This is a genomic window from Streptomyces sp. NBC_00988, from assembly GCF_045162645.1.
Lineage (GTDB): Bacteria > Actinomycetota > Actinomycetes > Streptomycetales > Streptomycetaceae > Streptomyces.
In genome coordinates, this window is sequence record NZ_CP108730.1 from 6,718,815 (window position 1) to 6,745,462 (window position 26,648).

The window sequence follows — 26,648 nt, forward strand, 5'->3', positions numbered from 1 at the left end:
CTGCCGCACAGGGGACGGCAGTTCCGGACTCACCCCCTGAGAATCCGAGAGGGACCCATGACCACCGGCCTGGACACCGGCACCTACGAGGTCCTGCGCGACCGCCTCGCCGCACAGGCCGCCGAACTCGCCCGCCGCGCGCAGACGCTCAACGCCCGCCGCACCGAGGAGTTCGGCTCCACCCGCCTGGAACTCACCGGCACCGAACGCCTCGACACCGAGCACCCGGCCGCGCCGCGCGACCTCGTCGCCGTAGGAGACGCCCTCCTCTTCGGTCGCCAGGTCTCCCTCGGTGTCACCCGGGAGACGACGGTGGCCGACGTCCTCGCCCTGCACGCCCGCCACGACCTGCGCCCGCTGCCCGAGAACGCCGTACCCGGACTCCTCGACGACCCGGACTTCGTACGGGAGTTCACCGCCCTGCACCGGTACTACCGCCAGGCCCGACTGCTCCAACTCCGTTGCCTCGACGGCAAGTTGCTCGCCGTCTTCCGCACCGGCGAGAAGGCCGACGACATCCGGGTCCTGCGCTGGGCGCTCGCGGACGACGGCCGGTCGGCGACCTTCCTGGACGCGCACGGCGAACGCGACCACGTCCTCCCGCCGTCGTACGACTTCGGCTGGACGGCGACGACCCGCGAGGACCTCGTCCCCGGCCGGCACCCGCACGTCCGGATCCAGGACGGGCTGTACGTCGACACGGTGGGCGGCACTCTCACCGTCAAGGTGGAGGACAACACAGAGACGGGGGAGGGGATCTACTCCGAGCCGGTGGACGAGCCGCTGCAGTCGGCGGCCGACGCGGAGATCGCGTATGCGCGGGTGGGTGTGCTGGTGCTGCTGCGTGTGTGTCCCTACAAGGAGGAGGCCCACCGCTACCTGGTCTTCAACACTCTCACCAGGGCTGTCGTCCGGCTCGACGGGATCGGGCTGTCGTGTCAGCGGCTTCCCGAGGAGCGGGGGATCGTGTTCCCGGGCGGGTACTGCCTGGCCACGGGGGTGTGGAAGACCTTCGAAGTGGACACCGCCGGGCTGGAGTTGGAGCGGGTGGTGCGCTCGCCCAACGGTGAGGACGTGCTGTTCGCGTACCGGGCGCGGGTGCCGGGGCGGAGCCTCCTGCTGCCGTACAACGCGATCCGCAAGGAGGTCGCCAACCCGCTGTCCTGTCAGGGCTGGGGGCTCTTCGGGGATGGCACGCTGATGGTGCTGCGCGCGGGTGCGGAGGGGGAGGCGGCTCGCGTTCATCCGGTGCGGGTGTGGCGTACGCCGTATGTCTCCGACACGTACGCCGCCGCCCAACTCGTCGGCTCCGGGCCGCTGTTCCGGGTGGGGAACGCCGATCTCGTACGCGGGATCTCCGACTGTCTGTCCCTCGCGGGTGCGGTGGCCGGGATGGAGCCCACGGCGGAGGTGTACGAGGCGCTGGTCGGCGCGTGCGTCCGGGCGGCGGACTCGTACCACTGGCTCGGGGACGCCGAACTCGGGGACCTGGGCGGCCCGTTGACGGACGTCCGGGTCACGGCGGAACAGGTCCTGGCCGAGTTCGAGACGGTCCGGACGCTCACCGCCCGCGCGGCCGACGCCCTCGCCGATGCCATGAAACGGCTCACCGGGCTCGTACGACGGCTGCGGGGCGAGATGCCCCGGGACGCGGCGGGGTGGGTCGCCGGACTGACCGAACTCCGGCGTGCACAGGGGCACTTGCTGACTCTGAAGGAGATGCGGTACGCGGACACCGTACGGATCGACGAGTCGGCGGCCGGGGTGGAGGCGGAGCTCGGGGCGTTCGGGCAGCGGGCGGTCGTGTTCCTGGCGGGCGAGGACGCGTTCGCCGGGCACCATGAGCTGATCGGCGAGCTGGTCGCGGAGGCGGGGGAGCTGGCCACGGTCGCCGAGTCGGCACCCGTGGCCGCCCGGCTCGACGAACTCACCGACGGGCTGCGGACGGTGACCGAGGTGATCGCCGGGCTGGACATCGGTGACGCCACGGTCCGTACGTCGATCCTGGAGCGGATCGCCGAGGTGCTGGGCGGGGTCAACCGGGCCCGTGCCACGCTGGACGCCCGGCGCAGGGAACTCCAGGACCGGGAGGGCCGGGCGGAGTTCGCGGCCGAGTTCGCCCTGCTGGGCCAGGCGGTGACGGGCGCGCTCGCGGACGCGGCGACACCGGAGGCCTGTGACGCCCAACTCACCCGGCTGCTCGTCCAGTTGGAGAACCTGGAAGCCCGCTTCACGGACTTCGACGACTTCCTCGCCGAACTGACCGGCAGACGCACCGAGATCTACGAGACCTTCTCCGCCCGCAAGCAGACCCTGGCCGACGAACGCGCCCGTAGAGCCGAGCAGTTGGCGGTCTCGGCGACCCGGGTCCTGGAGACGGTGGGGCGCCGGGCGGCCACGCTCGCCGACGCCGACGCGGTCAGCACGTACTTCGCCTCCGACCCGATGGTGACGAAGATCCGCCGCTCCGCCGACCAACTCCGGGATCTGGGCGACCGGATGAGGGCCGAGGAGCTGACCGGCCGGCTCGCGGCGGCCCGTGAGGAGGCGGTCCGCGCCCTGCGCGACCGCACCGACCTCTACACGGACGGCGGCCGGACCCTCCGCCTGGGCCGCCACCGTTTCGCCGTGAACACCGAGCCCCTCGACCTCACCCTGGTCCCCGCCGGTGACGGCCTCGCCTTCGCCCTCACCGGCACGGACTACCGAACCCCGGTCACCGACCCGGAGTTCACGGCCACCCGCAGATTCTGGGACCGCCCGCTGCCCTCCGAATCACCGCAGGTCTACCGCTCCGAACACCTCGCCGCCCGCCTCCTCGACGAACACGGCGCCCAGTCCCTCGCCCAGGAACCCGACCTAGCCGCCCTGGTCCGCCGGGCCGCGCAGGAGTCGTACGACGAAGGCTACGAACGCGGCGTGCACGACCACGACGCGACCGCGATCCTGACCGCGCTGCTCCGCCGGTACGAGGGCGCGGGCCTGCTGCGGCACGAACCGGCCGCCCGGGCACGGGCGTTGCTGTTCTGGACGCACGGCACGAGCCCGGAGGAGCGCGCGAGCTGGACGCGCCGGGCGAGGTCGCTCGCGCGGGCCCGCGACACCTTCGGACCGACCCCGGCCGTCACCGACTTCCTGACGGAACTGGCCGAACGGACCGGCGAGCCCGCCGCCGCGTACCTCTTCGACGAACTGACCACCGGCCCCGAGGGCTTCGTGATCAGCGCCGCCGCACGCACCCTCCTCGACAAGTTCCGCCGCACAGTCGGGAGTTCGGCCTACGACGACGATGTGCTCGCCGTCGACGAACCGGCCGCCCGCCGCCAGCTGGTGGAGGCCTGGCTGACGGCGTACACGACGACATCCGGCACCGAGGCAGACCCGGGGGACCTCGCGGAGGCGGTGGCCGCCGAACTCTGCCCGGACGTACCGCGGTACGAGTCGGACGTGCGGCTGACGGAGACGGTCGGGGGACTGCTGGGCACGCACCCGCGCATCGAGGCGGGGGCGTTGTCACTCCGGGTCGATGAACTCCTCGCCCGGACCCGGGAGTTCAGGGCGTCGGAGGTCCCCGGTCATCGCGCGTACCAGCGTCGCCGTACGGCCTTGGTGGCGGCGGAACGTGCCTGGCTGCGCCTCGACGAGTACCGGCCGCGCGTGCTGTCGTCCTTCGTGCGGGGGCGCCTGGTCGACGAGGTGTATCTCCCGCTGGTCGGCGACAACCTGGCCCGGCAGATCGGTACGACGGGGGAGGGACGGCGGACCGATACGGGCGGCCTGCTGCTGCTCATCTCACCGCCCGGGTACGGCAAGACGACCCTCATGGAGTACGTCGCCGACCGGCTCGGGCTGGTGCTGGTCAAGGTCAGCGGGCCCGCCCTCGGGCACGGTGTCACCTCCCTCGACCCGGCGGAGGCGCCGAACGCGACCGCCCGCCAGGAGGTGGAGAAGGTCAACTTCGCGCTCGCGGCGGGCAACAACGTGCTGCTCCACCTCGATGACATCCAGCACACCTCGCCCGAACTGCTGCAGAAATTCATCCCGTTGTGCGATGCGACGCGGCGGGTGGAGGGCGTGTGGGAGGGCGTACCGCGTACATACGACCTACGGGGGAAACGGTTCGCCGTCTGCATGACCGGTAACCCCTACACCGAGTCGGGCGGGCGTTTCCGGGTCCCCGACATGCTGGCCAACCGTGCCGACGTCTGGAACCTAGGCGACGTACTGACCGGCAAGGAGGCGGTGTTCGCGCTGAGTTTCCTGGAGAACGCGCTGACCTCCAACCCGGTCCTCGCCCCGCTCGCCGGCCGCGACCGCGCCGACCTGGACCTGCTGATCCGCCTCGCGGAAGGCGACACGACCGCCCGCGCGGACCGGTTGTCCTATGCCTGCGACCCCGCCGAACTGGCCCGGATGGTAGGGGTGTTGAGGCACCTCGTCACCGCCCGCGACACCGTGCTCGCGGTCAACTCCGCGTACATGGCGTCGGCGGCGACGACGGACGCGGCCCGCACGGAACCGCCGTTCAGGCTCCAGGGGTCGTACCGCACCATGAACCGCATCGCCCAGCGCGTCGAGCCGGTGATGAACTCCCGTGAACTGTCAGCGGTGTTGGACGACCACTACACCGCCGAGGCACAGACGCTGGGGGCGGGCGCCGAGGCGAACCTGCTGAAGCTGGGGGAGTTGCGCGGCACGCTGACCGGTGAACAGGCCGTGCGCTGGGGCGAGTTGAAGACGGCGTACGTGCGGGAGCGGGGTGCGGCGCAGGACGAACCGCTGCGTCGCGCGGTCGCCGCCCTCGGGGTGCTGGCCGAGCGCATCGGCGCGGTGGAGTCGGCGATCACCCGGGCGAGCGGCCCGGGATGATGCCCACCGATCCTTGAGCCCTCGCCCAACTGCTAGAGCTGGAGCAGCCGTTGGGTGATCTCGCGGTACTGCCGCAGCGCGTTGCGGAACTCCTCGGAGTCGGACTCGGACGGGGACTCGGGGTCCTGGTCCGCCCAGGCGGCGCGGAGGAGGTCGCGGCGGGCGGCGAGCGCGGTCACGAGCTGGGCGGTGGCCTCGTCGTAGGCGCTCTCCGCCTCCTCCAGGGCATCGCGCGGGGTGTCCGCGAAGGTGTTGAGGGCGTGTCGCAGCCGCTGGAGGACCTTGTCCCGCTCGCTCGACGGGAGCAGGGGCTCCGGGCCCGGGGTACGGCGTTCGGAGGGGACCCGGTTCTGACCTGCGGGTTGTTGGGCGCGTGTCTGGTCGTACATCATCGGGAGTCGCTTCCGTCCCGCCCGAAGGCGTTTTTGGGATCGTCCGTGCACCGGCCACTGCCCTGCGCCGTGCTGCCAGTCAACGTGCGGCGACGGTTCGTGTCAACGCGGCGGTCACGCGCTCCCGGCCACCGCGTTCCGGCGCGGGCCGGAGTACCTTGGAAGGACCGAGGCCTTCGCGCGCCGATGTCCCGCTCCGGCGCCGCGTCCTCGCGTTTCCCTTCACAGGGGCAGCCCGTGACCCCGGCCGCGCCATCCGCAGCGAGGCCGAGGAGTCCAGGATGTCCACCCTCTCCACCCCGTCCACGACGGGGATCCCGGCGGGCACCGGCCCGCCGCCCCCGCCCTACGACGGCACCTCCCCCTTCCCGCTGGACGAGGGCCCGGCGCCCGTCCGGGACGGCGGGGACCGGATCTACGTCGGCGTCACCGCGGCGATCGTCGTCCTGCCGTTCGTCGGGCTCGGCCTGGCGGGCTGGCTGCTGTGGGGGCGGCTGATCCACCCTGTCGACATCGTGCTCGCGGCCGTCCTCTACACGGTCACCGGCCTCGGCGTCACGGTCGGCTTCCACCGCGGGCTCACCCACGGCTCGTACCGCGCGGTCCGGCCCGTGCGGATCGCGCTCGCGGTGGCCGGGTCGATGAGCTTCCAGGGCGACGTCATCGGCTGGGTCGCCACCCACCGCCGCCACCACGCCTTCACCGACCGGCCCGGCGACCCGCACTCGCCGTACCGCTACGGCACCCATCTGCGCGGCCAGTTGCACGGACTGTTCGACGCCCATGTCGGCTGGCTGTTCCGCAACGAGCAGACAGCGCCCGAGCGTTACGCCCCCGACCTCGTCGCCGACCCCGACATCCGGGCCGTCTCCCGCGCCTTCCCGTGGCTGTGCCTGCTCACCCTCGCGCTGCCGTTCGGCCTCGGCTGGGCGATCGGCGGCAGCTGGCTGTACGGCGTAACAGGCCTGCTGTGGGCGGGACTTGTGCGTATCGCGCTGCTCCACCACGTCACCTGGAGCGTCAACTCGCTGTGCCACATGATCGGTGAGCGCCCCTTCCGCACCCGGCGCCACGACCGCGCCACCAACCTGTGGCCGCTGGCTCTGCTCTCCTTCGGCGAGAGCTGGCACAACCTCCACCATGCCGACCCCACGAGCGCCCGGCACGGCGTCGACCGCGGCCAGATCGACCCGTCCGCCGCCGTCATCCGCCTGATGGAGCGCGCCGGTTGGGCCTACGACGTGCACTGGCCGTCCGCGGACCGGGTCGCCGCGCGCCGCGCCTGACCTCGGCTACGAGCGGCTACGACCGGTTACGACTGCTGCGGTGCCGGGATGGTCCTGGTGTCGAAGTCGCCCTCGATGATCTGCGTCGCGAGATCCGACAGGCGCAGGTGGCGGGCACGGGCGTAGGAGCGGAAGGCGGTGAAGGCGTCGTCGACGGACGTGTTCCAGCGCTCCGCCAGCACGCCCTTGACCTGCTCGATGAGGATGCGGCTGGTGAGCGCGTTCTGCAGCTGGCTGTTCTCGACGTGCGACTGCTCCAGCGTGCGCTGCTGGAGCACCGCGATGGTGGCCACGTCGGCGAGGGCCTGGGCGAGGGCGATGTCGTCGTCGCCGAGGCGGTGCGGGGTGCTCTGGAAGAGGTTGAGCGCGCCGACGACCCGGTTGCGCAGCCGCAGCGGGATCGCGTGCGTGGAGACGTACCCCGTCGCGCGTGCCTGCGCCGCGAAGCGCGGCCAGGCCGCGGTCACCTCCGCCCGGGTCAGGTCGATGTTGGTGCGGGCGGCGCCGGTGCGGTAGCACTCGACGCACGGGCCCTGGTCGTGCTGGAGCGCGAGGAGTTCCAACAGGCGGGTGTGCTCGTCCGAGGCGGCGATGATCTGCAGTTCGCCGTGCGCGTCCACGAGCAGGATCCCGGCCGCCGACACGTCGAGCAGCTCGACGCAGCGCGCGGACAGCCGGTGCAGCAGGTCGATGACGTCGAAGTCCTCGACCAGGGAGTCCGCGACCTCCACGAAGATCTCGGCCAGACGTTGTTCGCGGGCCATGGCGATCATCCCTTTCCAGTGTCGGGCGAATACGGCCCGCTCATATCGTCGTCCAATTCGTCCCCGAAGCGGAGTCTGCGGGCGACGACATCCTCCGCGACCGCCCCCAGGGTGCGTTCATTGCCGTAGGCGTGGGCCCGCAGGCGCAGCAGGGCCTCCTGTATGGGTACGCCCAGTTGGACACTGATCATCCCGGTGGCCTGGTGCACGACCGGGCGGTTCAGCCCGGTCGGCCAGTCCGGCATCGCGTCCGGTCCGGGTGCGGTGCCGTTCGCGTGCCCGTTGCCGTTCAGGAACGCGCCGGTCAGGGCGGCCGTCAGGGCGGTGGCGTCGGCGTACTGCTGCTCGCTCATCCGTCTGTCCCCGGCGCTCAGCACGGTCAGCACACCGACCCGGATGGCACCGATGCCCAGCGGGAACCCGCACACGCCCTGGACGCCCATGTCGCGCGCGGCCGGCAGCAGCACGGGCCACCGCTCGGGGCGCACCCGGTCCAGATCCGGCTCCAGTACGGGCAGACCGGTGCGGACGGCCTCCGGGCCGGGGCCCTCGCCCAGCGTGAACTGGAGTTCCTCGAAACGGGCGCTCAGCTCGGGATGACACCACAGGGGCTCGGCCGTGCGGGCGGCGCCGACCAGCAGCGACAGGGCGACGCCCCCGGCACCCAGCGCCCGGACGCAGGCCTGCGCGGGATCGCCGCCCTCACCGAGGCGCAGCGACCGCAGGACTTCGGCCATGCCGTCGCTGATCACCGAGCTCCGTTCCGCGGCCGCCGGGGCACTTCGAGACGATGCGCCGACCGACGTCTGCCGTACCCTACGTGGCCCGGCGCTCCAGCGGGCGGTCGGCGAGCACGCCCTTCCAGGCGTCCCGCACGCTCGCGTACCGCGGGAACCGCTCCACCAGACCGGCGGCCCGGAACACGAGCAACGGCCCCGGCCGGGAGTGCACGACGCGCAGCCACCCGAGCCGCTCACGACACTCCTCCCAGGCCGTGCCCAACGGGTCCAGAACACTGCCGTCCATGAAGGTCACGTCGAGCAGATCGACCACGACGAAGAGCCGCCCCGCGCCGTGCAGGGCCTCCTTGAGCTCGTGCGCGAAGGCAGGCACGGTCGTCAGATCGAGCTCACCGCCGGCCCGCACCACTCGTAGTCCGTGTGCTTGTCCGGCTGCCTGCCCGTCCGGTTGTCCGTCTGGCTCGTCGAACAGATCAGGATGCGGGCCCATGTGCCCCATCTCCCCTGTAAGAAAGTGGCTTTCGCCTTCTTGCGCAGGGCCTCTGTTGCGCGGAACGTGACTGCACGGAGAGGGCCGGGGTCCTGGGCTGCCGTACGACGAGCGTACTGCCGGGAAGGGATATGCCGGGAGCCGTTTCTGGCTAATGGGTACCGGTTTCGGCCTTGTGCTTGCCTCAGTCGGCCTGATGCGGTATCCACTCGCTGTCGTCCAGCGAATAGCCGTACTGCGGACGCCCGCTCATCCCACTGGTGTGGAACGGCTTCCCCTGGTCGTCGATGCGCAGCACGCCCTTGCGGGTCCCGCTGGTCCACGCCAGCTCCAGATACCAGCGCACGTCATGGGAGGCCGCGGCGGCCGTGACGTACAGAACCTCGGGATCACTCTCGCTCACCTTGTACGGCAACCCCGTCTGCCCGGACTTCGGCGTGGCCACCGGCCGCGTCGCGTCCAGCCCGACGTCGAAGGAGTGCGTGGGCACCCCGCCACCGCAGCCGACCCCGATATACCCCATGGCATACGCGTTCCAGGCCAGCGGCGACCCGCTCTGCACCACCCGCACATTCAGCGACTGGAGTACGACGGTCTCCTGCCCGGTGCCCTGAACAGTGAGCTCAAGGAACTGACTGCCCGCGGACACGGCCCCCAGCGCACTCACCCAGCTCGGGGCGTCCTGCTCGGTGGGCGGCGGCGGCACCTTCGCCGCGTCCTCGTCGACCAGGTAGGTCTGACTGCACGGACTCTCCCAGGCATACGGCCGTGAGGTCACCGTCAGGGGTACGGCGGTCGCCGCGCCGCCGTCGGCCTTGTCGCTCGGGGTGGCGGACACGCCGGTCTTCGCCGCGGCGGACTTGGAGGGGTTCGCGCTGTCGGAGGGCGAGGTGGAGGAGGAGGGGGAGGGGGTCGCCTTCGCCTTCGACGACGGGGTGGCGGAGGAGGTGCCGTTTCCGGTGGAGGTCACGGAGCCGGCTTCCTGCTTGCGGTCGCCGTTGTCGTCGCCGCCGGACACGAGACGGGGGACGAGCGCGGTGGCGGCGACGACCACGGCTACGGCGGCGGCTGTGAGGAGGGTGGTGCGGCGGCGGGTGCGATTGCCGTTGCGGGGGCCGGGGTTGGGGGTGGTGGGGTGGCTTGTCTCCGTTGCGTCGGAGGGGCTTGCCTCGGGGGTGGAGGGGGGCGTGGGGATGGGCGTGGTGGTCGGCTCGGTGCCGGTGGGAGTGGAAGGGGAGGGCGTTGGAGCGGAGGGGGTGGCGGGTGCGGGGGTGCTCGTGCCTGGCTCCGCAGTTGCCGTAGCGGCAGGGGTTGCCGGGGCAGCCGGGGTAGCCGCTGTGGCTGTCCCGGCGGCAGCCTTCCGTTCCCGCTGGCGTGCCCCGTCGGCCAGGATCCACCGGCGGTGGGCCTCGACGAGCTCGTCCGGGGTCGCCTTGCAGAGCCGGGCGAACCGCTCCACGGGGGCGTACTCGGTGGGGACGGCATCGCCGTTGCAGTACCGGTGCAACGTCGACGTACTCATGTGCAGCCGCTTCGCGAGCACGCCGTAGCTCAGCCCCGACCGGTCCTTGAACTCCCGTATCAGCGCCGCGAAATCGGCGGTCTCCTCAGGCCCTGCCACCCTGCCCCATTCCAGTCGAGCGTTCCAGGGAGTCACTGTTCTCCCAGGTAAGAGCCGGTGCGAACGTTCCAGGTTCCCGTAGATCCCGGCTGTCGTAGCGGGTGGGACGGAAAGCGGCACAAGCTGCGGTCATCAAAGCACGCCGCCCGCCGACCAGTTGGGCGGCGGCCACTTCCCTCCTTCCGAAAGGCACAACAGCCATGTCCGCGTTCACCGCCCGTCCCCGCACCCGCCTCTTCGCCGCCGCCACGGTCGCACTCGCCGCGCTCTCCCTCACGGCCTGCAACGACAAGCTGGGAGTACAGGACGAGGGCGCGGCCACGCCGACCTCTTCCACGGTGGCGACGCAGGCACCGTCAGGGACGAAGACGGGAGGTTCCACGGGTTCCACGGGTTCCACGGGTTCCACGTCGGGCGGTACCTCGACGGGTGGCGGCACGGGGACGAGCGGCAGCAAGACGAGCGGGGGCTCCGGCTCGGGTTCAGGTTCTGCCTCGGGTTCTGCCTCGGGCTCCGGCTCCGGCACCTCCACGAGCGGCAGCGTCCCGTGCAACGGCGCCAACACCAAGGTGACGGCCCAGACGGTCTCCCGCCCCATCAACCACATGCTGCTCACCGTCACCAACACGGGTTCCAAGACCTGCGACCTCTACTACTACCCGGCCGTCAACTTCGACGACGCCCAGTCCGTACCGCCGGTCATGAAGGACTCGCAGCCCCAGGCGGTGACCACCCTCACCCCGGGCCAGTCGGGCTACGCCGGCGTGGCCCTCTCCGGCGGAGACAACGGCACCGGCACGAACGGCCGCACCGCCAAGTCCCTCTCCGTCTACTTCTTCGACCGCAACAACAACAGCATCAGCCCGGCGGCGACCCCGGCCCTGCCGACGAAGGGCGTGTACGTGGACGACTCGCTGAAGGTGACCTACTGGCTGACGGACGCGCAGGACGCCCTGACGTACTGAGCGCCGGGGACGGGGACGCCCAGCACGCCAGAGGGCCGGTACTGGAATCAGTACCGGCCCTCTGCACTACTACTCGGCTGTCGGGGTGGCGGGATTTGAACCCACGACCTCTTCGTCCCGAACGAAGCGCGCTGCCAAGCTGCGCTACACCCCGATGTCGCCACTCATCTTGCCAGTGTTGCTGCTCATCGCGGCGACGTCGTTTACTTTAGCCCACCGGTGGCTGGAGACGAAATCCGGTTTTGGCGCGGTGGCGGATCGGGTTGGGGCGGGCGTGGTCGAGGGCCACGAGGAGGACGGAGAGGGCGTAGAAGGCGAGGCCGAGGAGGAGGGCGTTGCCCAGAACGCTCTTGTAGCCGTGCCGTTCCACGTCGAGAAACGAGTAGAGGTAGCGGCCCGGTGTGCCGGGGAGGATCAGCTCGCCCCGGCCCAACGACACCGCCAGGTACGTCATCGGGTACAGCAGCCACGTCGCCGCCATCCGCAGACGCAGCCGGCCGGGGGCGGTCAGGAACAGCCAGTCGATCACCGCGGCGATCGGTATCACCGTGTGCAGGACCTGGTTCGTCACCGCCTGCCAGCCCGTGGGAGCCGTCGTGCCGCCCGTCATCGCGAACGGGCTCGACGCGTGCGCCAGGATCAGGTGGTACACCAGGCCGGTGATCGTGATGTAGAGCAGTGCCGCGCCCGTGACCAGGGGGGAGAGGGGACGGCGGGCCGTCCAGGCGCGGCGGGCCGTGGCGAGCATGACCAGGGCCAGCAGGATGTTGCTCTGGATCGTGAAGTACGTCAGCACCCGGATCGGGCTGCCGAGGAACAGGTCGACGGTCACCGCCGCTGCCGCGACGAGCGCGACCAGCAGTCGGTACGCCGCTGTCAGCGGGCGACGGTACGGGGCCACCACCGCAGTGGCGGGAACGGGTGAGGCGAACAGCGCGGGCATACCGGGTACCGCGGGGAGGTCCGGGATGTCCCTGGGTATCGGGGCGGTCATGCCCTCACGCTAGGCAGCGGGGACGAATCGGGCGATACGGGTGGGCTGGACGAGCTACCCCGGCGACCGCGACTCCACGAGGCCCCCGCGGCAGCAGCCCTCGGTACCTGTCTCCTACTCCTGCCCCACCAACGTCAGCAACGTGGCCTCCGGCGGACAGGCGAACCGCACCGGCGTGTACCGATTGGTCCCGCACCCCGCCGACACATGCAGATACGACGTCCGCCCCTCCATCGAGTGCCGGGACAACCCCTTGACCCGGTCCGTGTCCAGGTCGCAGTTCGTCACCAGGGCGCCGTAGAAGGGGATGCAGAGCTGGCCGCCGTGCGTGTGGCCGCCGAGGATCAGGGGGTAGCCGTCCGCCGTGAACGCGTCCAGGGCCCGGAGGTACGGCGCGTGCACCACGGCCATCGAGAAGTCGGCGTCGTCGGACGGGCCGCCGGCCACGCGTGCGTAGCGGTCGCGTTTGATGTGCGGGTCGTCCAGGCCGGTCAACTCCACCGACGCGCCTTCGAGTTTCAGCGTCCCCCGCGTGTTCGTCAGGTTCAGCCAGCCCGCCGCGTCGAAGCCGTCCCGCAGGTCCTCCCACGGGTTGTGGACGGCTCCTACGACGGGCGGGTTGCCGTTCAGCCCGTGGCGGCCCGCGGTCTTCTCGAACAAGTACCGGACGGGATTACGGGGTGTGGGGCCGTAGTAGTCGTTCGAGCCGAAGACGTACGCGCCCGGGAAGTCCATCAGCGGGCCGAGCGCATCGAGGACCTCGGGGACGGCCTCCGGGTCGGAGAGGTTGTCGCCGGTGTTGATCACGAAGTCGGGGCGCAGGCCCGCGAGCGAGCGCAGCCAGCGCTGTTTCTTGCGCTGGCCGCCGACCATGTGGATGTCGGAGACCTGGAGGACTCTGAGCGGGCGCATGCCGGCCGGCAGCACCGGGACCGTCACCCGGCGCAGCCGGAAGGAGCGGACCTCGAAGGCCGCCGCATAGACCACACCGGCGGCACCGGCCGCCGCAATTCCCAGAGGTACTCCGTATCGCGCGCGCATATCTCCATCGTGTCAGACCCCACTGACACCCCGTCGGCCGCGGCCACTTAAGAGGCCACTTAAGAGGCCACCTAAGAGGCCCCTCAAGCGGCTCCTCAAGCAGGCCCTTAAATCCGCGGGCGGCCAGACTCGCGCACCTGCGAGAATCGGACCCATGACCACCACGCTCAAGGCGAAGCTGCAGGAAGACCTCAACGCCGCGATCAAGGCGCACGACAAGCTGCGCTCCTCCACGCTCCGGCTGACGCTCTCCGCGATCACCAATCAGGAGGTCGCGGGCAAGGAGAAGCGCCAGCTCTCCGACGACGAGGTCCTCAAGGTGATCACCAAGGAGGCGAAGAAGCGCCGCGAGGCCGCGGACGCCTTCGCGCAGGGCGGTCGCCCCGAGTCGGCCGCGCAGGAGACGGCGGAGGGCGAGATCCTCGCCGAGTACCTGCCCAAGCAGCTCGGCGACGAGGAGCTGACCGCGATCGTCACCCAGGCCGTCGAGGAGGCCAAGGCGGCCGGCGCCGAGGGCCCGCGCGCGATGGGCGCCGTCATGAAGATCGTGAACCCGAAGGTCGCCGGCCTGGCCGAGGGCGGCCGTGTCGCCGCCGTGGTGAAGAAGCTCCTCGCCGGCTGAACCGCCGGTCCGGAGAGACCCGTCTGGAGAAACACATTTCGCTACGACGACGGGGGCGCCCCTTTTCACCAGGGGCGCCCCCGTCGTCGTAGACGAAGAAGCGGACGGAGAAGGCAGGAGACCTGCCGACCGCCGGGGTGCTAGCCCCTGTTGCCGCCGTTCCCGTTGCCGTTGTTCCCGCCGTTCGACGTGCCCTGGATGAAGCCGTCGGGCAGGGAGAACGTCGGGGTGGGGGTGGTGCCGCCGTCGGTCGTGCCGGTGGTGCCGCCGTCGGTGGTCAGGCCGCCGTTGTCGTTGCCCCCGTTGTCGTTGTTCTTGCCGCCGTCGTTGCCCTTGTCCTTCTTGACGGGGTCGGGGATGTTGACGAGCTGGAAGGACTCGGCCTGCTTGCCTTCCAGGGCGCCGGACATGGCGTCCTTCCAGATCGGGCCCGGGGTGTCGGCGCCGTAGACCTCGGGGTGGTAGACGCCGCCGATGGTGATGTTGGTCATCTCGACGTTCTGCTTGGCGCTGCCGACCCAGACCGCGCCGGCCAGGTTCGGGGTGTAGCCGACGAACCAGGCGTTCTTGCGCGAGTCCGTCGTACCCGTCTTGCCGGCGCTCTCGCGGTCGGTGAGGCCGGCCTCCTGGCCGGTGCCGGAGTCGACCACGCCGCGCAGCACGGTGTTGACCGTGTCGGCGGTCTTCTTGCTCATCGCGCGCGTGCAGGTCGACTTGGGGACGGCGAGCGACTTCTGCTCGTTGCCCACCTTCTGGGTGATGGACTCGATGGCGATCGGGGTGCAGTAGGTGCCCTCGTTGGCGAAGGCCGCGTACGCGCTGGCCATCGTCAGCGGCGAGAGGCCCTTGGAGCCGAGCGCGATGGCCGGGACCTCGGGGATCTTGTCGCCGTTGCCCTGCACGACCCCGAGCTTGTTGGTCATGTTCACCACGGGGCACAGACCGATGTCGGAGATCATCTGCACGAAGTAGGTGTTGACCGACTTGGCCATCGCCTCCTTCAGCGCGTACGGACCCTTCTCCGACTCGCTCTCGTTCTCCACCGTCGCGCCGTCCGTGTTGACCCAGTTCTTGCCGCTGCAGGTCGAGACGGGGCTCGGGTAGTCCATCGAGTACGGCGCCGGGTACTGCTGGGTGGCCGGCAGGCCCTGCTCCAGCGCGGCCGCCGCGACGAACGGCTTGAACGTCGAACCGGTCGGGAAGCCGAAGTTCGAGCCGCCCATGTCGGCGTTGACCGAGTAGTTGTACTCGGTCTCGTTCTTGCCGTAGCCGTACGGCTTCGACTGGCCCATTCCGAGGATCTTGCCGGTGCCGGGCTCGACGAGGGTGGCCGCGGCGGCGACCGAGTCCGACTTGTAGATGTGGTCCTTGAGCGAGGCCTGCACCGAGTTCTGCGCCTGCGGGTCCAGCGTCGTACGGATCGTCAGGCCGCCCTGGTTCCAGATCTTCGCCCGGGCCTCCTTGGTCTTGCCGAAGACCGGGTCGCTCAGGAAGACCTTCTCGACGTACTTGCAGAAGAAGCTGGCGCCCTTGACCGCGGTGATGCAGCCGTTCTTCGGCTGGCTGACCTTCAGGCCGAGGTCGGTCTTCTCGGCCGCCAGGGCCTCCGCCTTGGAGATGTCGCCGACCTCGGCCATGCGGGCCAGCACGGTGTTGCGCCGCTTCTTGGCCTCGGCCTCGTCGTTGATCGGGTCGTAGCGCGTGGGCGACTGGACGATGCCCGCGAGGAGTGCCGACTGCTGGAGGTTCAGGTCCTTGGCGTGCTTGGAGAAGTAGCGCTCGGACGCCGCCTCGACGCCGTAGGCCTGCTCTCCGAAGAAGGTGATGTTGAGGTAGTTCTCCAGGATCTTCTTCTTGCCGAGCTTCTCTTCGATCTGGATCGCGTACTTCAGTTCCTTGACCTTGCGGCCGAGCGTCTGCTGGGTGGCCTGGGCGACCTTCGTCGGGTCGTCACCGGCCTCCTCGACGAAGTAGTTCTTCACCAGCTGCTGGGTGAGGGTCGAGGCGCCCTGGGAGACCCCGCCGCTCTGCGCGTTCTTGTTGAGGGCGCGCAGGACGCCCTTCAGGTCGATCGCGCCGTGCTGGTAGAAGCGCGAGTCCTCGATCGCGACGATCGCCTTCTGCATGTACGGCGAGATGTCCTTGAGCTCCACCACCGTGCGGTCACGGGAGTAGACCGAAGCGAGCTGGTTGCCCTTGCTGTCCAGGATCGTGGTGCGCTGGCTGAGCTGAGGGCTCTTCAGACTGTCCGGAATGTCGTCGAACCCCTGGACCGACCCCTTGGCCGCGAGTCCCAGCGCGCCGGCCGCGGGCATCGCGATTCCGGCCATCACGGCACCGGCGAGCACACTGACACCGAGGAACTTGGCGGTCTGTTGCAGGGGGGACAGACCACCACCCGAGCGCTTTTTTGGCATGGGGGCAGCCTACGTTCTCATTCGCCGGACACGTGTATAGGCGTTGGCCTAAGCTGCTCTCAACTGTCACAGCAGCGCGGTCACGTATCAATACGTCCGGCGACCCCGAATCGTTCCGGTCGTTCCCGGATTTTTTGTCGGAGGCGTGTCCGAATCCGCCTCCTGTGTCACCTGGTGCCCCTTGTGGCGCATGTCAACTGTCCCGCTTTGCCGGGAAAGTCACGCATGTCGTCAGCTCACTCCCCCGGGTGATCTGCCGCTTACCCATAGTCCGTTCGGGCCATTCAAGATTGGGCCCGAAGGGGGTGTTGCGCTGTGCCCACCTTCCGTAACGTCCTCAACTGGCGGCGGTGAATATGCCGCTGCCGCCGTGGGGGAGCCTCGATTCGGGAGAGGACGGCGCCGGTATGGGCTGGGTTACCGACTGGAGTGCGCAGGCGGCCTGCCGCACTACCGATCCGGATGAACTGTTCGTTCAAGGAGCAGCGCAGAACAGGGCGAAGGCAGTGTGCACCGGATGTCCGGTTCGCACGGAGTGCCTCGCCGATGCGCTCGACAACCGCGTCGAATTCGGCGTGTGGGGAGGAATGACGGAGCGGGAGCGCCGCGCACTGCTGCGCAGGCGGCCCACTGTCACTTCATGGCGCCGGCTACTGGAGACCGCGCGTATCGAGTACGAACGAGGGGTCGGCATCATCCCCCTCGACGACGACGAGATCTACGAGAACTACGCGGCGGTGGGCTGACGCCGGTCCCGTAGGGGCCGATCGACCCCGGGCGATCCCCGGGGGTACCCGCCCCGGGAGTTGCGTCCCGGGGCGTGCGTCAGACCTTCGTCTCGGGCAGCTCCGGCCGACCGGCCGCGAGCCGGTTCCCGATGTCCCGCAGCCCCGCGAGGTCGTGTACATCGCCGGGCAGCGCGGCCACTTCGGCGACGGCCACCTCCGGGTGCCGCGCGGTGAAGCGGTCACGTGTGCGCTGCTCACGTGAGAGCAGTCGCATCCGCTCGGCGTGCAACTTGAGCAGGCCCGCGGTGAGTTGGTCGACGGATCGCTCGTCGTCGGTCGGCTGATCGTCGGTGTCGTCCGTGGCGGCGGACCGCTCCTGGTCCGTGTCGGCGGGGGAGCCTTCGTCAGGAGCTGCGGCGCGAACTGCTGCCTCGGTGGCGGGCGATGAAGCGGGAGATTCTGAACTGCCGTACGTGTCGGGAGAGTTACGAAGTCCAGCTTTCCCGCCCACCTGATCGACAATGCGGGGCTCTTCAAGATTTTCCGCGGCGGCGAGTGCCCGCTCGGCCGACAGCCGGGCGGCTCCGCTGCCGTGCACCCGGTTGAGGACCAGACCGGCCAGCGGCATCTCCTCGGCCGCCAGCCGCTCCACGAAGTACGCCGCCTCGCGCAGCGCGTCCCGCTCCGGGGCCGCGACCACCAGGAACGCCGTGCCGGGCGCCTGGAGCAGCTTGTACGTCGCGTCCGCGCGCGTGCGGAAACCGCCGAAGGTGGTGTCCATCGCGGCGATGAACGTCTGGATGTCCTTGAGCAGTTGACCCCCGAGCAGCTTGCCGAGCGTGCCGGTCATTATCGACATGCCGACGTTGAGGAACTTCATCCCGGCCCGCCCGCCCAGCTTCGCCGGGGCGGTCAGCAGCCGGATCAACTTGCCGTCCAGGAACGAGCCGAGACGTTTCGGCGCGTCCAGGAAGTCGAGCGCCGAGCGGGACGGCGGGGTGTCCACCACGATCAGGTCCCAGTCGTGCTGGGCGCGCAGCTGGCCCAGCTTCTCCATCGCCATGTACTCCTGCGTGCCCGCGAAGCCCGCCGAAAGCGACTGGTAGAAGGGGTTGTTCAGGATCGCGGCCGCCCGCTCGCGGTCCGCGTGCGCCTCGACGATCTCGTCGAAGGTGCGCTTCATGTCGAGCATCATCGCGTGCAGTTCGCCGTCCCCGTCGACGCCCTTCACGCGCCTCGGGGTGTTGTCCAGCGAGTCGATCCCCATGGACTGGGCGAGCCTGCGGGCCGGGTCGATGGTCAGGACGACGACCCGGCGCCCCCGCTCGGCGGCCCGCAGCCCGAGCGCCGCCGCGGTGGTCGTCTTGCCGACCCCGCCCGAGCCGCAGCACACGACGATGCGCGTCTCCGGGTCGTCGATCAGCGGGTCCACGTCGAGCACGCGCGCGTGGGAGATGTGGTGGGGGCGGGCGGGGTCCTGTGCGGAGGAGGCCTGTCGGGGGCGGGCGGGGTCCGTTTCGCGGGCCGGGTCCGGACTCATGACATCCCCTGCTTCCGCAGCTCGGTGGCGAGTTCGTACAGGCCCGCGAGGTCCATGCCCTCGGCGAGCAACGGCAGTTCGTGCAACGGCAGGCCCTGCTCGCCGAGTACGGCCCGCTGGTCGTGCTCCAGCGCGTACCGCTCGGCGTACTCCTCGGCCTGCGCGAGCAGCGGGTCCACCAGCTTCTCGGCGTTGCCGCCGCGCCGGGCCCCGCCGAGGCCCGCGGCGGACAGCGCCTGGGCTACGGCGGTGCGCGGTACGGCCCGTACGAGATCGAGGTCGGCCGCGTCCAGCACCTCGGGGCGGACCATGTTCACGATGATCCGGCCCACCGGCAGCCGCGCCGCCCGCAGTTCGGCGATGCCGTCCGCGGTCTCCTGGACGGGCATCTCCTCCAGCAGCGTCACCAGGTGCACGGCCGTCTCCGGCGACTTCAGCACCCGCATCACCGCCTGCGCCTGATTGTGTATCGGGCCGATCTTCGCGAGCCCCGCCACCTCGTCGTTGACGTTGAGGAAACGGGTGATGCGGCCGGTCGGCGGCGCGTCCATCACGACGTAGTCGTAGGCGAACCGTCCGCTCTTCTCCTTGCGGCGTACGGCCTCGCAGGCCTTGCCGGTCAGGAGGACGTCCCGGAGGCCGGGCGCGACCGTGGTGGCGAAGTCGATCGCGCCGAGTTTCTTCAGGGCGCGGCCCGCTCCGCCCAGTTTGTAGAACATCTGGAGGTAGTCCAGAAGGGCCAGTTCGGGGTCGATGGCGAGTGCGTACACCTCCCCGCCCCCGGGAGCGACGGCGATCTTCCGCTCCTCATAGGGCAGCGTCTCCGTCTCGAAGAGCTGCGCGATGCCCTGGCGACCCTCGACCTCGACGAGAAGCGTCCGCTTCCCCTCGGTGGCCAGGGCCAGCGCGAGGGCCGCGGCCACCGTGGTCTTGCCGGTACCGCCCTTGCCACTGACGACCTGGAGCCTGCTCACGTCTTCGAGCCTAACCAGTCCGCGCCCGAACCAAGCGGGAGGCTGTGGATAACGCGACGGCGGAGGGGTGGTCGGCAGCGGCTAAAGTCGGCCGCATGACCAAGTGGGAATACTCGACAGTGCCGCTTCTCGTACACGCCACGAAGCAGATTCTGGACACCTGGGGCGAGGACGGCTGGGAGCTCGTCCAGGTCGTGCCCGGGCCGAACAACCCCGAGCAACTGGTGGCCTACCTCAAGCGGGAGAAGGCATGAGTGCCGTCGACGCCCGGCTGGCCGAGCTCGGTCTGACCCTGCCGGCGGTCGTCCCGCCGCTCGCCGCGTACCAGCCCGCCGTGCAGTCCGGGGTGTACGTCTACACCTCGGGCCAGCTGCCCATGGTGGACGGCAAGCTCCCCGTCACGGGCAAGGTGGGCGGTGAGGTCACCGCGGAGGAGGCCAAGGAACTGGCCCGCACCTGCGCGCTGAACGCCCTCGCGGCCGTCAAGTCCGTCACCGGTGACCTCGACCGCATCGCGCGCGTGGTGAAGGTCGTCGGCTTCGTCGCCTCGGCCTCCGACTTCACCGGCCAGCCCGGTGTCATCAACGGCGCCAGCGAACTCCTCGGCGAGGTCCTCGGCGACAAGGGCGTCCACGCGCGGAGCGCGGTCGGCGTGGCGGTACTGCCGCTGGACTCACCGGTCGAGGTCGAGATCCAGGTGGAGCTGACGCAGGCGTAGCCGCTGTCCCGGGGCGGACGACGAGCCGGCTTGATCGCTGTCGCTGTCCCGGGTGCGCGATCGGGCGTAATCGCTGTCCAGGGGTACGTGTTGTTGCCTCTCGAACATCCGCGCACTACGGGATAGCCTCCGCCCATGGCGAACGGTCAGTGGTACCCGGCGGAGTGGCCCGAGCGCATCAGGGCGCTCGCGGAGGGTCGACTCACGCCGGTGGAGCCGCGTCGGGCGGCCACGGTGATGCTCCTCAGGGACACCGGCCCCGACACCGGCCCCGCCGTCCACATGCTGCGCAGACGCGCCTCCATGGCCTTCGCCGGGGGCGCGTACGCGTACCCGGGCGGCGGTGTCGACCCGCGCGACGACGACCACCACGTCCGCTGGGCGGGCCCCACGCGCGCGTGGTGGGCGAACCGGCTCGGAGTCGACGAGGCGGGCGCCCAGGCGATCGTGTGCGCGGCCGTACGGGAGACGTACGAGGAGGCGGGCGTCCTGCTCGCCGGACCCGCCCCCGACGCGGTCGTCGGCGACACCACGGGCCCCGAATGGGAGGCGGACCGCGCCGCCCTGGTCGCCCGTGACCTGTCCTTCGCGGAGTTCCTCGACCGCCGCGGCCTGGTCCTGCGCTCCGACCTGCTGGGCGCGTGGGCCCGCTGGATCACCCCGGAGTTCGAGACCCGCCGCTACGACACCTGGTTCTTCGTCGCCGTCCTCCCGGAGGGCCAGCGCACCCGCAACGCCTCCACCGAGGCCGACCGCACGGTGTGGATCACTCCCGGCGAGGCGGCGACCGGGTACGACAAGGGCGACCTGACGATGATGCCGCCCACCATCGCGACCCTGCGCGGCCTGATGCCGTACGGCAGCGCGGCGGAGGCCCTCTCGGCAGCCCCGCAACGCGATCTGACCCCGGTCCTCGCCCGGGCCCGCCTGGAGGCCGACGAGGTCGTCCTGTCGTGGCCGGGCCATGGGGAGTTCACGAAGCACATTCCTCTGGGTGGGGCGCCCGCATGACCACCCCACTGAACGACACCCCCCACCCCGCCACCGCCACGGAAGGCGCCCCCGTATGACCGACGCAGCCGCCCTCCCCGGCCAGCCACGTGGCGGGGTGCTCACCGGCCCTGCCACCGCCCGGGCCGTCAACGTGCTCGCGCCCAACGCGTCCGCGATGACGCTGGACGGGACGAACACCTGGATCGTCGCGGAGCCGGACTCCGAGCTGGCCGTGGTGATCGATCCGGGACCGTTGGACGAGGGGCATCTGCGGAATGTCGTCGACATCGCGGAGAAGGCGGGGAAACGGGTCGCGTTGACCCTGTTGACGCACGGGCACCCCGACCACGCGGAAGGCGCCGTCCGGTTCGCCGAGTTGACCGGTACCAAGGTGCGCGCGCTGGATCCGGCGTTGCGGCTCGGGGACGAAGGGCTGGGGGCCGGGGAGGTGGTCCGGGTCGGCGGGCTGGAGCTCGTCGTCGTGTCGACGCCCGGGCACACCGGGGACTCCCTGTGCTTCCATCTCCCGGCCGATCAGGCCGTCCTGACCGGGGACACCATCCTGGGGCGCGGTACGACCGTCGTGGCGCATCCTGACGGCCGCCTGGGGGACTACCTGGACTCGCTGCGGCGGCTGCGGTCCCTCACCGTCGACGACGGCGTCCACACCGTCCTGCCGGGCCACGGGCCCGTCCTGGAGGACGCCCAGGGTGCCGTCGAGTTCTATCTCGCCCACCGCGCCCACCGGCTCGCCCAGATCGAGACGGCCGTCGAGAACGGTCACCGGAGCCCGGCCGAGGTCGTCGCCCACGTGTACGCGGACGTCGACCGCTCCCTGTGGCCGGCGGCGGAACTGTCCGTACGGGCCCAGTTGGACTACCTCACGGAACACGGCCTCATCTAGTCAGCGGGGCGTGACGCCTTCACGCCGTGCACGCGCGCGTACTCCTCGGCCAGCCACGGGCCAAGATCGTCGACGTACGACCGCAGGACGCCCGCGTCGCCCGGCGGGTCGTATCCGAACTCCGCCGCCCTGCGCAGGGCCTCCGCCCGCTCCGGGTAGTACGCGGCGAACGCCTCTGCCATCTCCCGCAGGTCGCTGGTCCAGCCGTTCCAGCGCGGCATGACCAGGGTGAAGCCGGTGCGGACCAGGTGGCGGGACATGAAGCGGACCAAGGGGCGTCGGCCCTCGTCCGTGTCACAGGCCGCCGAGACGCGCTCGCGCCAGCGGGGGAGCAGCAGCCCCAGGTCGCCGTTCGTCTCGCGGGCCAGCCGTGAGTCGGGGCGGTAGCGGGGCAGGTCCTCGGCCAAGTCCTCCCCCAGCAGCGGGGTGCACAGGCACGCCACGAACCACCCCAGGTCGTACGTCTCCGCCTCGCTCAGCAGCCGTGCCCGGCCGTACAGCAGCGTGCCGACCCCGTCGATCTCCGGGAACTCCTTGTCGAGCGCCTCGCCGAGGTTCCGGGCCTCGGAGCGGTCCTCCTCGGTCGGTTCCCGCCGGGTCACCACGAGCAGGTCCAGATCGCTGCGCCCCACGCGCGCGGTGCCGCGCGGGATCGACCCGTAGAGGTACGCGCTGTTGAGGCGTCCCCCGTAGAGGTCGATCAGCCGGTCCCGCGCGGCGGCGACGACCGGCCGGAAGGCGTGCGGAACGCGCCCCAAGGAGCCCTCGCGCTCGATGTATCCCTGGGCGTCGAGCCCTCTGTGGTGAACGGTTCCGGCCATGGGATCACTGTGCCGGGAGACGGGCCTCCGGGGAGTGCTTTTCCGGCCGCCGATCGGGGTCATCTCCAGCGGAACACCCGTAACCCGTGGCTGTAGTCGCCGGCCTCGCAGCCCACCGCGACCAGGTCGCCGGACGCGGCGACGAGCGAGTCGAAGGCGGTGCCCGGCAGCCTGCGCCGGGCCACCACCCTGCCGTCGGCGGGGTCGAGCACGCTGAGTCGGCCGCCGTACTCGTGCACGACCAGCAGCCGGCCGCGGTGGGCGAAGACGCCGTCCTGGTACGTCTCCTTGCCGTGCCACTCCCACAGGAGCTCGCCGGAGGCGACGGAGTACGCCCCGAGCCGGTTGCCCCGGTCGAGCTCCGCCCTGTCCTTGGGGACCAGGCCCACCACCAGGACGTCACCGGCCACGGCGACCTGCTCGCCGAACCTCTCGTACCCCTCTGGGAGAGCCAGCGTCACGGCCCCCGTCCCGCCGTCGGCCAGGACCAGGAGGCTGTGCCCGCCGCGCACGCCGCGCGTCCTCAGGGAGGCCACGAAGGGGCGGGCGCTGATGACGGACGCGCTCTCCACGCGCGGGTCGGTGAGTTCGTATGTCCAACTCACCTCGCCCGTGTCCACGTCGAGGGCGCGCATCACCGGCCGCGCCTCCCCGTCCTTCCAGGACTCGCCCGCCGTCGCGAGAAGACCCCCGCCGAGGGCGACCTTGGACGGTATGTGCCCCAGGGGCGCCGTGTCCTGTTTCCGGCGCCGTACGACCTCGCCCGTGGCGACCGCCAGCGAGGTGAGGCCGACGCGTCTCACGTCCCGGCGCCGGCCGCCGTCGTAGTGCATCACCACCCCCACGCCGCTCTCGGCGCCGGCGGACACCAGCCCGACGACCTGGCCGCCCGGCGGACGCCAGGTCCACAGCGGGTCGCCCGTGGTGGCCCGGAACGCCCGCACCCCGTCCGCGCGGGCGATGACGACGGTGTCGTCCGTCAGCCACAGGCCCAGCGGTCTTCCGCCGAGGTCGCCCTTCTCGTCGGGCGTTCTCCACAGCCGGCGCGCCGATCTTCGCCACCAGGAGTGTTTCCAGGCCGAATCCGACGCCTTGTCCTCGTACATCCCCACCCCTGGCGATACGCGAAGGGCCCCGCCGTACGAGCAGGGCCCTTCGAAGTCGTACGAAATGCTGTGGCTAACGCGAGCGCTTCGCCAGCCGCTCCACGTCCAGCAGGATCACCGCGCGGGCCTCCAGGCGCAGCCAGCCGCGGCCGGCGAAGTCGGCGAGGGCCTTGTTGACCGTCTCGCGGGACGCGCCGACCAGCTGGGCCAGCTCCTCCTGCGTGAGGTCGTGCACCACGTGGATGCCCTCTTCCGACTGCACGCCGAAGCGGCGGGAGAGGTCCAGCAGGGCGCGGGCCACGCGGCCGGGGACGTCCGAGAAGACCAGGTCGGACATCGCGTCGTTGGTCTTGCGCAGCCGGCGGGCGACCGCGCGGAGCAGCGCGGAGGCCACCTCGGGGCGGGCGCTCAGCCAGGGCTGGAGGTCGCCGTGGCCGAGGCCGAGCAGCTTGACCTCGGTCAGCGCGCTGGCGGTCGCCGTGCGCGGGCCCGGGTCGAACAGCGACAGCTCGCCGATCAGCTCGCCGGGGCCGAGGACGGCCAGCATGTTCTCGCGGCCGTCGGGGGAGGTGCGGTGGAGCTTCACCTTGCCCTCGGTGACCACGTAGAGCCGGTCGCCGGGGTCGCCCTCGTGAAAGAGGGAGTCCCCGCGCGCGAGGGTCACCTCACTCATGGAGGCGCGCAGCTCCGCGGCCTGATCGTCATCGAGCGCCGCGAAGAGCGGGGCGCGCCGCAGAACGTCGTCCACGAGTTCTCTCCTTGTCGACCTGCTCAGGGGATGGTGTTCCCCCTTGGTACCAGGGGACCGTGCTCCCCATTTTGCTGGACCGTCCAAACAGTGTGATCTGTCACAAGGATGCCGCACTGGTGTCCCGAGGTAAGCGGCAGGGGTCCAATTGGGGGCTGATCTTCGGGGTCCGGGGCGGATGTCAGTGGCGGGCTCTAGGCTGGCCGGGTGTCCAAATCGCCGGTGAGAGCACAGGCCAAGGGGGCTGGGCGGATGGTTGTACCTCGTGATTCCGCTGTGGGCGAACAGGGCCCTGACGGCGGCAAGGGTGGCGGCAGGAAAGTGACAAAGGGGGCAAAAGTGGTGGTCGGCGTGAAGAGCGAATCGCACACCGCCCTCGTCCGCCGTGCCCGCCGTATCAATCGCGAACTGACCGAGATCTATCCGTACGCCCACCCGGAGCTCGACTTCGAGAACCCCTTCCAGCTCGTGGTCGCCACGGTCCTGTCGGCGCAGACCACCGACCTGAGGGTCAATCAGACGACGCCGGCACTGTTCGCCAAGTACCCGACCCCCGAGGACCTGGCCGTCGCCGACCCGGAGGCGGTCGAGGAGATCCTCCGCCCGACCGGGTTCTTCCGGGCCAAGACCAAGTCGGTCATAGGGCTCTCCAAGGCGCTGGTGGCGGACTTCGGCGGCGAGGTGCCCGGGCGGCTCGAAGATCTCGTCAAGCTGCCCGGTGTGGGCCGTAAGACCGCCTTCGTGGTGCTCGGCAACGCCTTCGGGCGGCCCGGCATCACCGTGGACACGCACTTCCAGCGGCTCGTACGGCGCTGGAAGTGGACCGAGGCGACCGAGCCCGACAAGATCGAGGCCGCCGTGGGAGCGCTCTTCCCGAAGAGCGACTGGACGATGCTCTCGCACCACGTGATCTTCCACGGCCGCCGGATCTGCCACGCCCGCAAGCCCGCCTGCGGCGCCTGCCCCATCGCCCCGCTCTGCCCGGCGTACGGCGAGGGCGAGACCGACCCGGAGAAGGCGAAGAAGCTGCTCAAGTACGAGAAGGGCGGCTATCCGGGCCAGCGCCTGAACCCGCCGCAGGCCTACCTGGACGCGGGCGGGAAACCGGCGCCGCCGCTCGGGTCGGCATGACGGGAATCGTCATGACATCGGGGGCCGGATGACGGAACGATCTCGGAGGTATCGGGCGTTGATCAGTGGGAACGGGGGTGGGGGATGACGCACGCGAGCAATACCCAGGGTGTGGGGCTCAGCAAGGACGGGCTGCCGGGCTGGCTGGATCCGGTGGTGCACGCCGTGGAGACGGTGGAGCCGCTGCAGTTGAGCCGGTTCCTGCCGCCGGAGGACGGGGCGGGGCGGCAGTCGGCGGTGCTGATCCTCTTCGGAGAGGGCGATCAGGGGCCCGAGCTGCTGCTCATGGAGCGGTCGACGTCCCTCAGGTCGCATGCCGGGCAGCCGTCCTTCCCCGGTGGTGCCCTCGACCCCGAGGACGGTGATCCGACGGGCGACGGGCCCTTGCGGGCCGCTCTCCGCGAGGCCGAGGAGGAGACCGGGCTCGACCCGGCCGGAGTGCAGCTCTTCGGGGTGCTGCCCAAGCTGTACATCCCGGTGAGCGGCTTCGTGGTGACGCCGGTGCTGGGCTGGTGGCGGGAGCCGACACCGGTGGGCGTGGTCGATCCGAACGAGACGGCGAGGGTGTTCACGGTTCCCGTGGCGGATCTCACGGATCCGGCCAACAGGGTCACCGTCACGCACCCCAGCGGCTTCCTGGGTCCGGCATTTCTGGTCGAATCGGCCCTCGTGTGGGGCTTCACGGCCGGAGTCATCGACCGCCTGCTGCACTACTCCGGTTGGGAGCGGCCCTGGGACCCCGAGAAGCAGGTCCCCCTCGACTGGCGGTCATGACAAGGTGTCC

At 70.6% G+C, this 26,648-nt stretch carries 24 protein-coding genes and 1 tRNA gene; 11 read left to right on the plus strand and 14 right to left on the minus strand.

The features are described 5' to 3' along the window. Nucleotides 1-57 precede the first annotated feature (57 nt). On the plus strand, nt 58-4,869 hold the full coding sequence (locus OG496_RS30890; protein WP_405973233.1) for a DNA repair ATPase: 4,812 nt from the start codon (nt 58-60) through the stop codon (nt 4,867-4,869). Nucleotides 4,870-4,901: 32 nt separating this feature from the next. On the opposite strand, the gene OG496_RS30895 is transcribed toward OG496_RS30890, so the two are convergent. Continuing rightward, nucleotides 4,902-5,261: a hypothetical protein gene (locus tag OG496_RS30895; protein ID WP_405973234.1), complete on the minus strand. Its 360-nt coding sequence runs from the start codon at nt 5,259-5,261 to the stop codon at nt 4,902-4,904. Nucleotides 5,262-5,542: 281 nt separating this feature from the next. Between OG496_RS30895 and OG496_RS30900 the strand changes: the two genes are divergently transcribed. Then, complete coding sequence (locus OG496_RS30900) at nt 5,543-6,547, plus strand: acyl-CoA desaturase (RefSeq protein WP_405973235.1); 1,005 nt, start codon at nt 5,543-5,545, stop codon at nt 6,545-6,547. Between the two features lie 26 nt (nt 6,548-6,573). On the opposite strand, the gene OG496_RS30905 is transcribed toward OG496_RS30900, so the two are convergent. The 4 genes from OG496_RS30905 to OG496_RS30920 form a co-directional block, all read right to left on the minus strand. Beyond that, nucleotides 6,574-7,320, minus strand: coding sequence for a GAF domain-containing protein (locus tag OG496_RS30905; RefSeq protein WP_405973236.1), 747 nt, complete (start codon nt 7,318-7,320; stop codon nt 6,574-6,576). Beyond that, nucleotides 7,317-8,063: an ANTAR domain-containing protein gene (locus OG496_RS30910; RefSeq protein WP_405973237.1), complete on the minus strand. Its 747-nt coding sequence runs from the start codon at nt 8,061-8,063 to the stop codon at nt 7,317-7,319. The genes OG496_RS30905 and OG496_RS30910 overlap by 4 nt, the downstream gene beginning before the upstream one ends. Nucleotides 8,064-8,127: 64 nt before the next feature. Next, complete coding sequence (locus OG496_RS30915; protein WP_405973238.1) at nt 8,128-8,541, minus strand: STAS domain-containing protein; 414 nt, start codon at nt 8,539-8,541, stop codon at nt 8,128-8,130. Nucleotides 8,542-8,725: 184 nt separating this feature from the next. Then, the gene (locus OG496_RS30920) at nt 8,726-10,162 is read right to left on the minus strand and encodes a helix-turn-helix domain-containing protein (RefSeq protein WP_405973239.1); all 1,437 of its coding nucleotides are present in this window, start codon (nt 10,160-10,162) and stop codon (nt 8,726-8,728) included. 200 nt (nt 10,163-10,362) lie between these two features. Here OG496_RS30920 and OG496_RS30925 point away from each other — a divergent pair, with 200 nt between their 5' ends. Continuing rightward, nucleotides 10,363-11,127 carry a DUF4232 domain-containing protein gene (locus tag OG496_RS30925; protein WP_405973240.1) on the plus strand — a complete coding sequence of 255 codons (765 nt, stop codon included), beginning with the start codon at nt 10,363-10,365 and terminating at the stop codon, nt 11,125-11,127. Between the two features lie 80 nt (nt 11,128-11,207). On the opposite strand, the gene OG496_RS30930 is transcribed toward OG496_RS30925, so the two are convergent. From OG496_RS30930 to OG496_RS30940, 3 genes are all read right to left on the minus strand, one after another. After that, nucleotides 11,208-11,281: transfer RNA gene (locus OG496_RS30930), tRNA-Pro, on the minus strand. 54 nt (nt 11,282-11,335) lie between these two features. Further along, a complete protein-coding gene (locus OG496_RS30935; protein WP_405973241.1) occupies nt 11,336-12,121 on the minus strand; it encodes a Pr6Pr family membrane protein in 786 nt (261 codons plus the stop codon). A gap of 114 nt (nt 12,122-12,235) precedes the next feature. Then, nucleotides 12,236-13,162 (minus strand): metallophosphoesterase, encoded by a 927-nt coding sequence (locus OG496_RS30940; RefSeq protein ID WP_405973242.1) that lies wholly within the window; start codon nt 13,160-13,162, stop codon nt 12,236-12,238. A gap of 154 nt (nt 13,163-13,316) precedes the next feature. On the opposite strand from OG496_RS30940, the gene OG496_RS30945 reads away from it, so the two are divergent. After that, nucleotides 13,317-13,784 (plus strand): GatB/YqeY domain-containing protein, encoded by a 468-nt coding sequence (locus OG496_RS30945; RefSeq protein ID WP_366494441.1) that lies wholly within the window; start codon nt 13,317-13,319, stop codon nt 13,782-13,784. A gap of 140 nt (nt 13,785-13,924) precedes the next feature. On the opposite strand, the gene OG496_RS30950 is transcribed toward OG496_RS30945, so the two are convergent. Further along, a complete protein-coding gene (locus OG496_RS30950; RefSeq protein WP_405973243.1) occupies nt 13,925-16,201 on the minus strand; it encodes a transglycosylase domain-containing protein in 2,277 nt (758 codons plus the stop codon). A 407-nt stretch (nt 16,202-16,608) separates the two neighbouring features. On the opposite strand from OG496_RS30950, the gene wblA reads away from it, so the two are divergent. Further along, the gene (gene wblA, locus OG496_RS30955) at nt 16,609-16,947 is read left to right on the plus strand and encodes a transcriptional regulator WblA (RefSeq protein ID WP_019063745.1); all 339 of its coding nucleotides are present in this window, start codon (nt 16,609-16,611) and stop codon (nt 16,945-16,947) included. Between the two features lie 79 nt (nt 16,948-17,026). Here wblA and OG496_RS30960 read toward each other — a convergent pair whose 3' ends face one another. Continuing rightward, nucleotides 17,027-18,469, minus strand: coding sequence for an ArsA family ATPase (locus OG496_RS30960; RefSeq protein ID WP_405973244.1), 1,443 nt, complete (start codon nt 18,467-18,469; stop codon nt 17,027-17,029). Next, nucleotides 18,466-19,443, minus strand: coding sequence for an ArsA-related P-loop ATPase (locus OG496_RS30965; RefSeq protein WP_366494438.1), 978 nt, complete (start codon nt 19,441-19,443; stop codon nt 18,466-18,468). The genes OG496_RS30960 and OG496_RS30965 overlap by 4 nt, the downstream gene beginning before the upstream one ends. Before the next feature lie 95 nt (nt 19,444-19,538). Here OG496_RS30965 and OG496_RS30970 point away from each other — a divergent pair, with 95 nt between their 5' ends. The 4 genes from OG496_RS30970 to OG496_RS30985 all read left to right on the plus strand — a co-directional run bounded on the left by OG496_RS30970 (nt 19,539) and on the right by OG496_RS30985 (nt 22,058). Next, the gene (locus OG496_RS30970; RefSeq protein ID WP_019063748.1) at nt 19,539-19,697 is read left to right on the plus strand and encodes a DUF4177 domain-containing protein; all 159 of its coding nucleotides are present in this window, start codon (nt 19,539-19,541) and stop codon (nt 19,695-19,697) included. Beyond that, entirely contained in the window at nt 19,694-20,161 is a 468-nt protein-coding gene (locus OG496_RS30975; RefSeq protein ID WP_317880519.1) for a RidA family protein, read from the plus strand. Before OG496_RS30970 ends, OG496_RS30975 begins: the two co-directional genes overlap by 4 nt. A gap of 135 nt (nt 20,162-20,296) precedes the next feature. Continuing rightward, the gene (locus tag OG496_RS30980; RefSeq protein WP_405973245.1) at nt 20,297-21,172 is read left to right on the plus strand and encodes an NUDIX hydrolase; all 876 of its coding nucleotides are present in this window, start codon (nt 20,297-20,299) and stop codon (nt 21,170-21,172) included. Between the two features lie 55 nt (nt 21,173-21,227). After that, on the plus strand, nt 21,228-22,058 hold the full coding sequence (locus OG496_RS30985) for an MBL fold metallo-hydrolase (RefSeq protein ID WP_405973246.1): 831 nt from the start codon (nt 21,228-21,230) through the stop codon (nt 22,056-22,058). Here OG496_RS30985 and OG496_RS30990 read toward each other — a convergent pair. From OG496_RS30990 to OG496_RS31000, 3 genes are all read right to left on the minus strand, one after another. Further along, complete coding sequence (locus OG496_RS30990; protein ID WP_405973247.1) at nt 22,055-22,879, minus strand: nucleotidyltransferase domain-containing protein; 825 nt, start codon at nt 22,877-22,879, stop codon at nt 22,055-22,057. The two genes, OG496_RS30985 and OG496_RS30990, sit on opposite strands and share 4 nt — an antisense overlap. A gap of 59 nt (nt 22,880-22,938) precedes the next feature. Further along, on the minus strand, nt 22,939-23,985 hold the full coding sequence (locus OG496_RS30995) for a PQQ-binding-like beta-propeller repeat protein (RefSeq protein WP_405973248.1): 1,047 nt from the start codon (nt 23,983-23,985) through the stop codon (nt 22,939-22,941). A gap of 73 nt (nt 23,986-24,058) precedes the next feature. After that, entirely contained in the window at nt 24,059-24,733 is a 675-nt protein-coding gene (locus tag OG496_RS31000; RefSeq protein WP_019063754.1) for a Crp/Fnr family transcriptional regulator, read from the minus strand. 252 nt (nt 24,734-24,985) lie between these two features. Here OG496_RS31000 and nth point away from each other — a divergent pair, with 252 nt between their 5' ends. Next, entirely contained in the window at nt 24,986-25,864 is an 879-nt protein-coding gene (nth, locus tag OG496_RS31005) for an endonuclease III (RefSeq protein WP_405973249.1), read from the plus strand. A gap of 84 nt (nt 25,865-25,948) precedes the next feature. After that, nucleotides 25,949-26,638 (plus strand): CoA pyrophosphatase, encoded by a 690-nt coding sequence (locus OG496_RS31010; protein WP_366494431.1) that lies wholly within the window; start codon nt 25,949-25,951, stop codon nt 26,636-26,638. Nucleotides 26,639-26,648 lie beyond the last annotated feature (10 nt).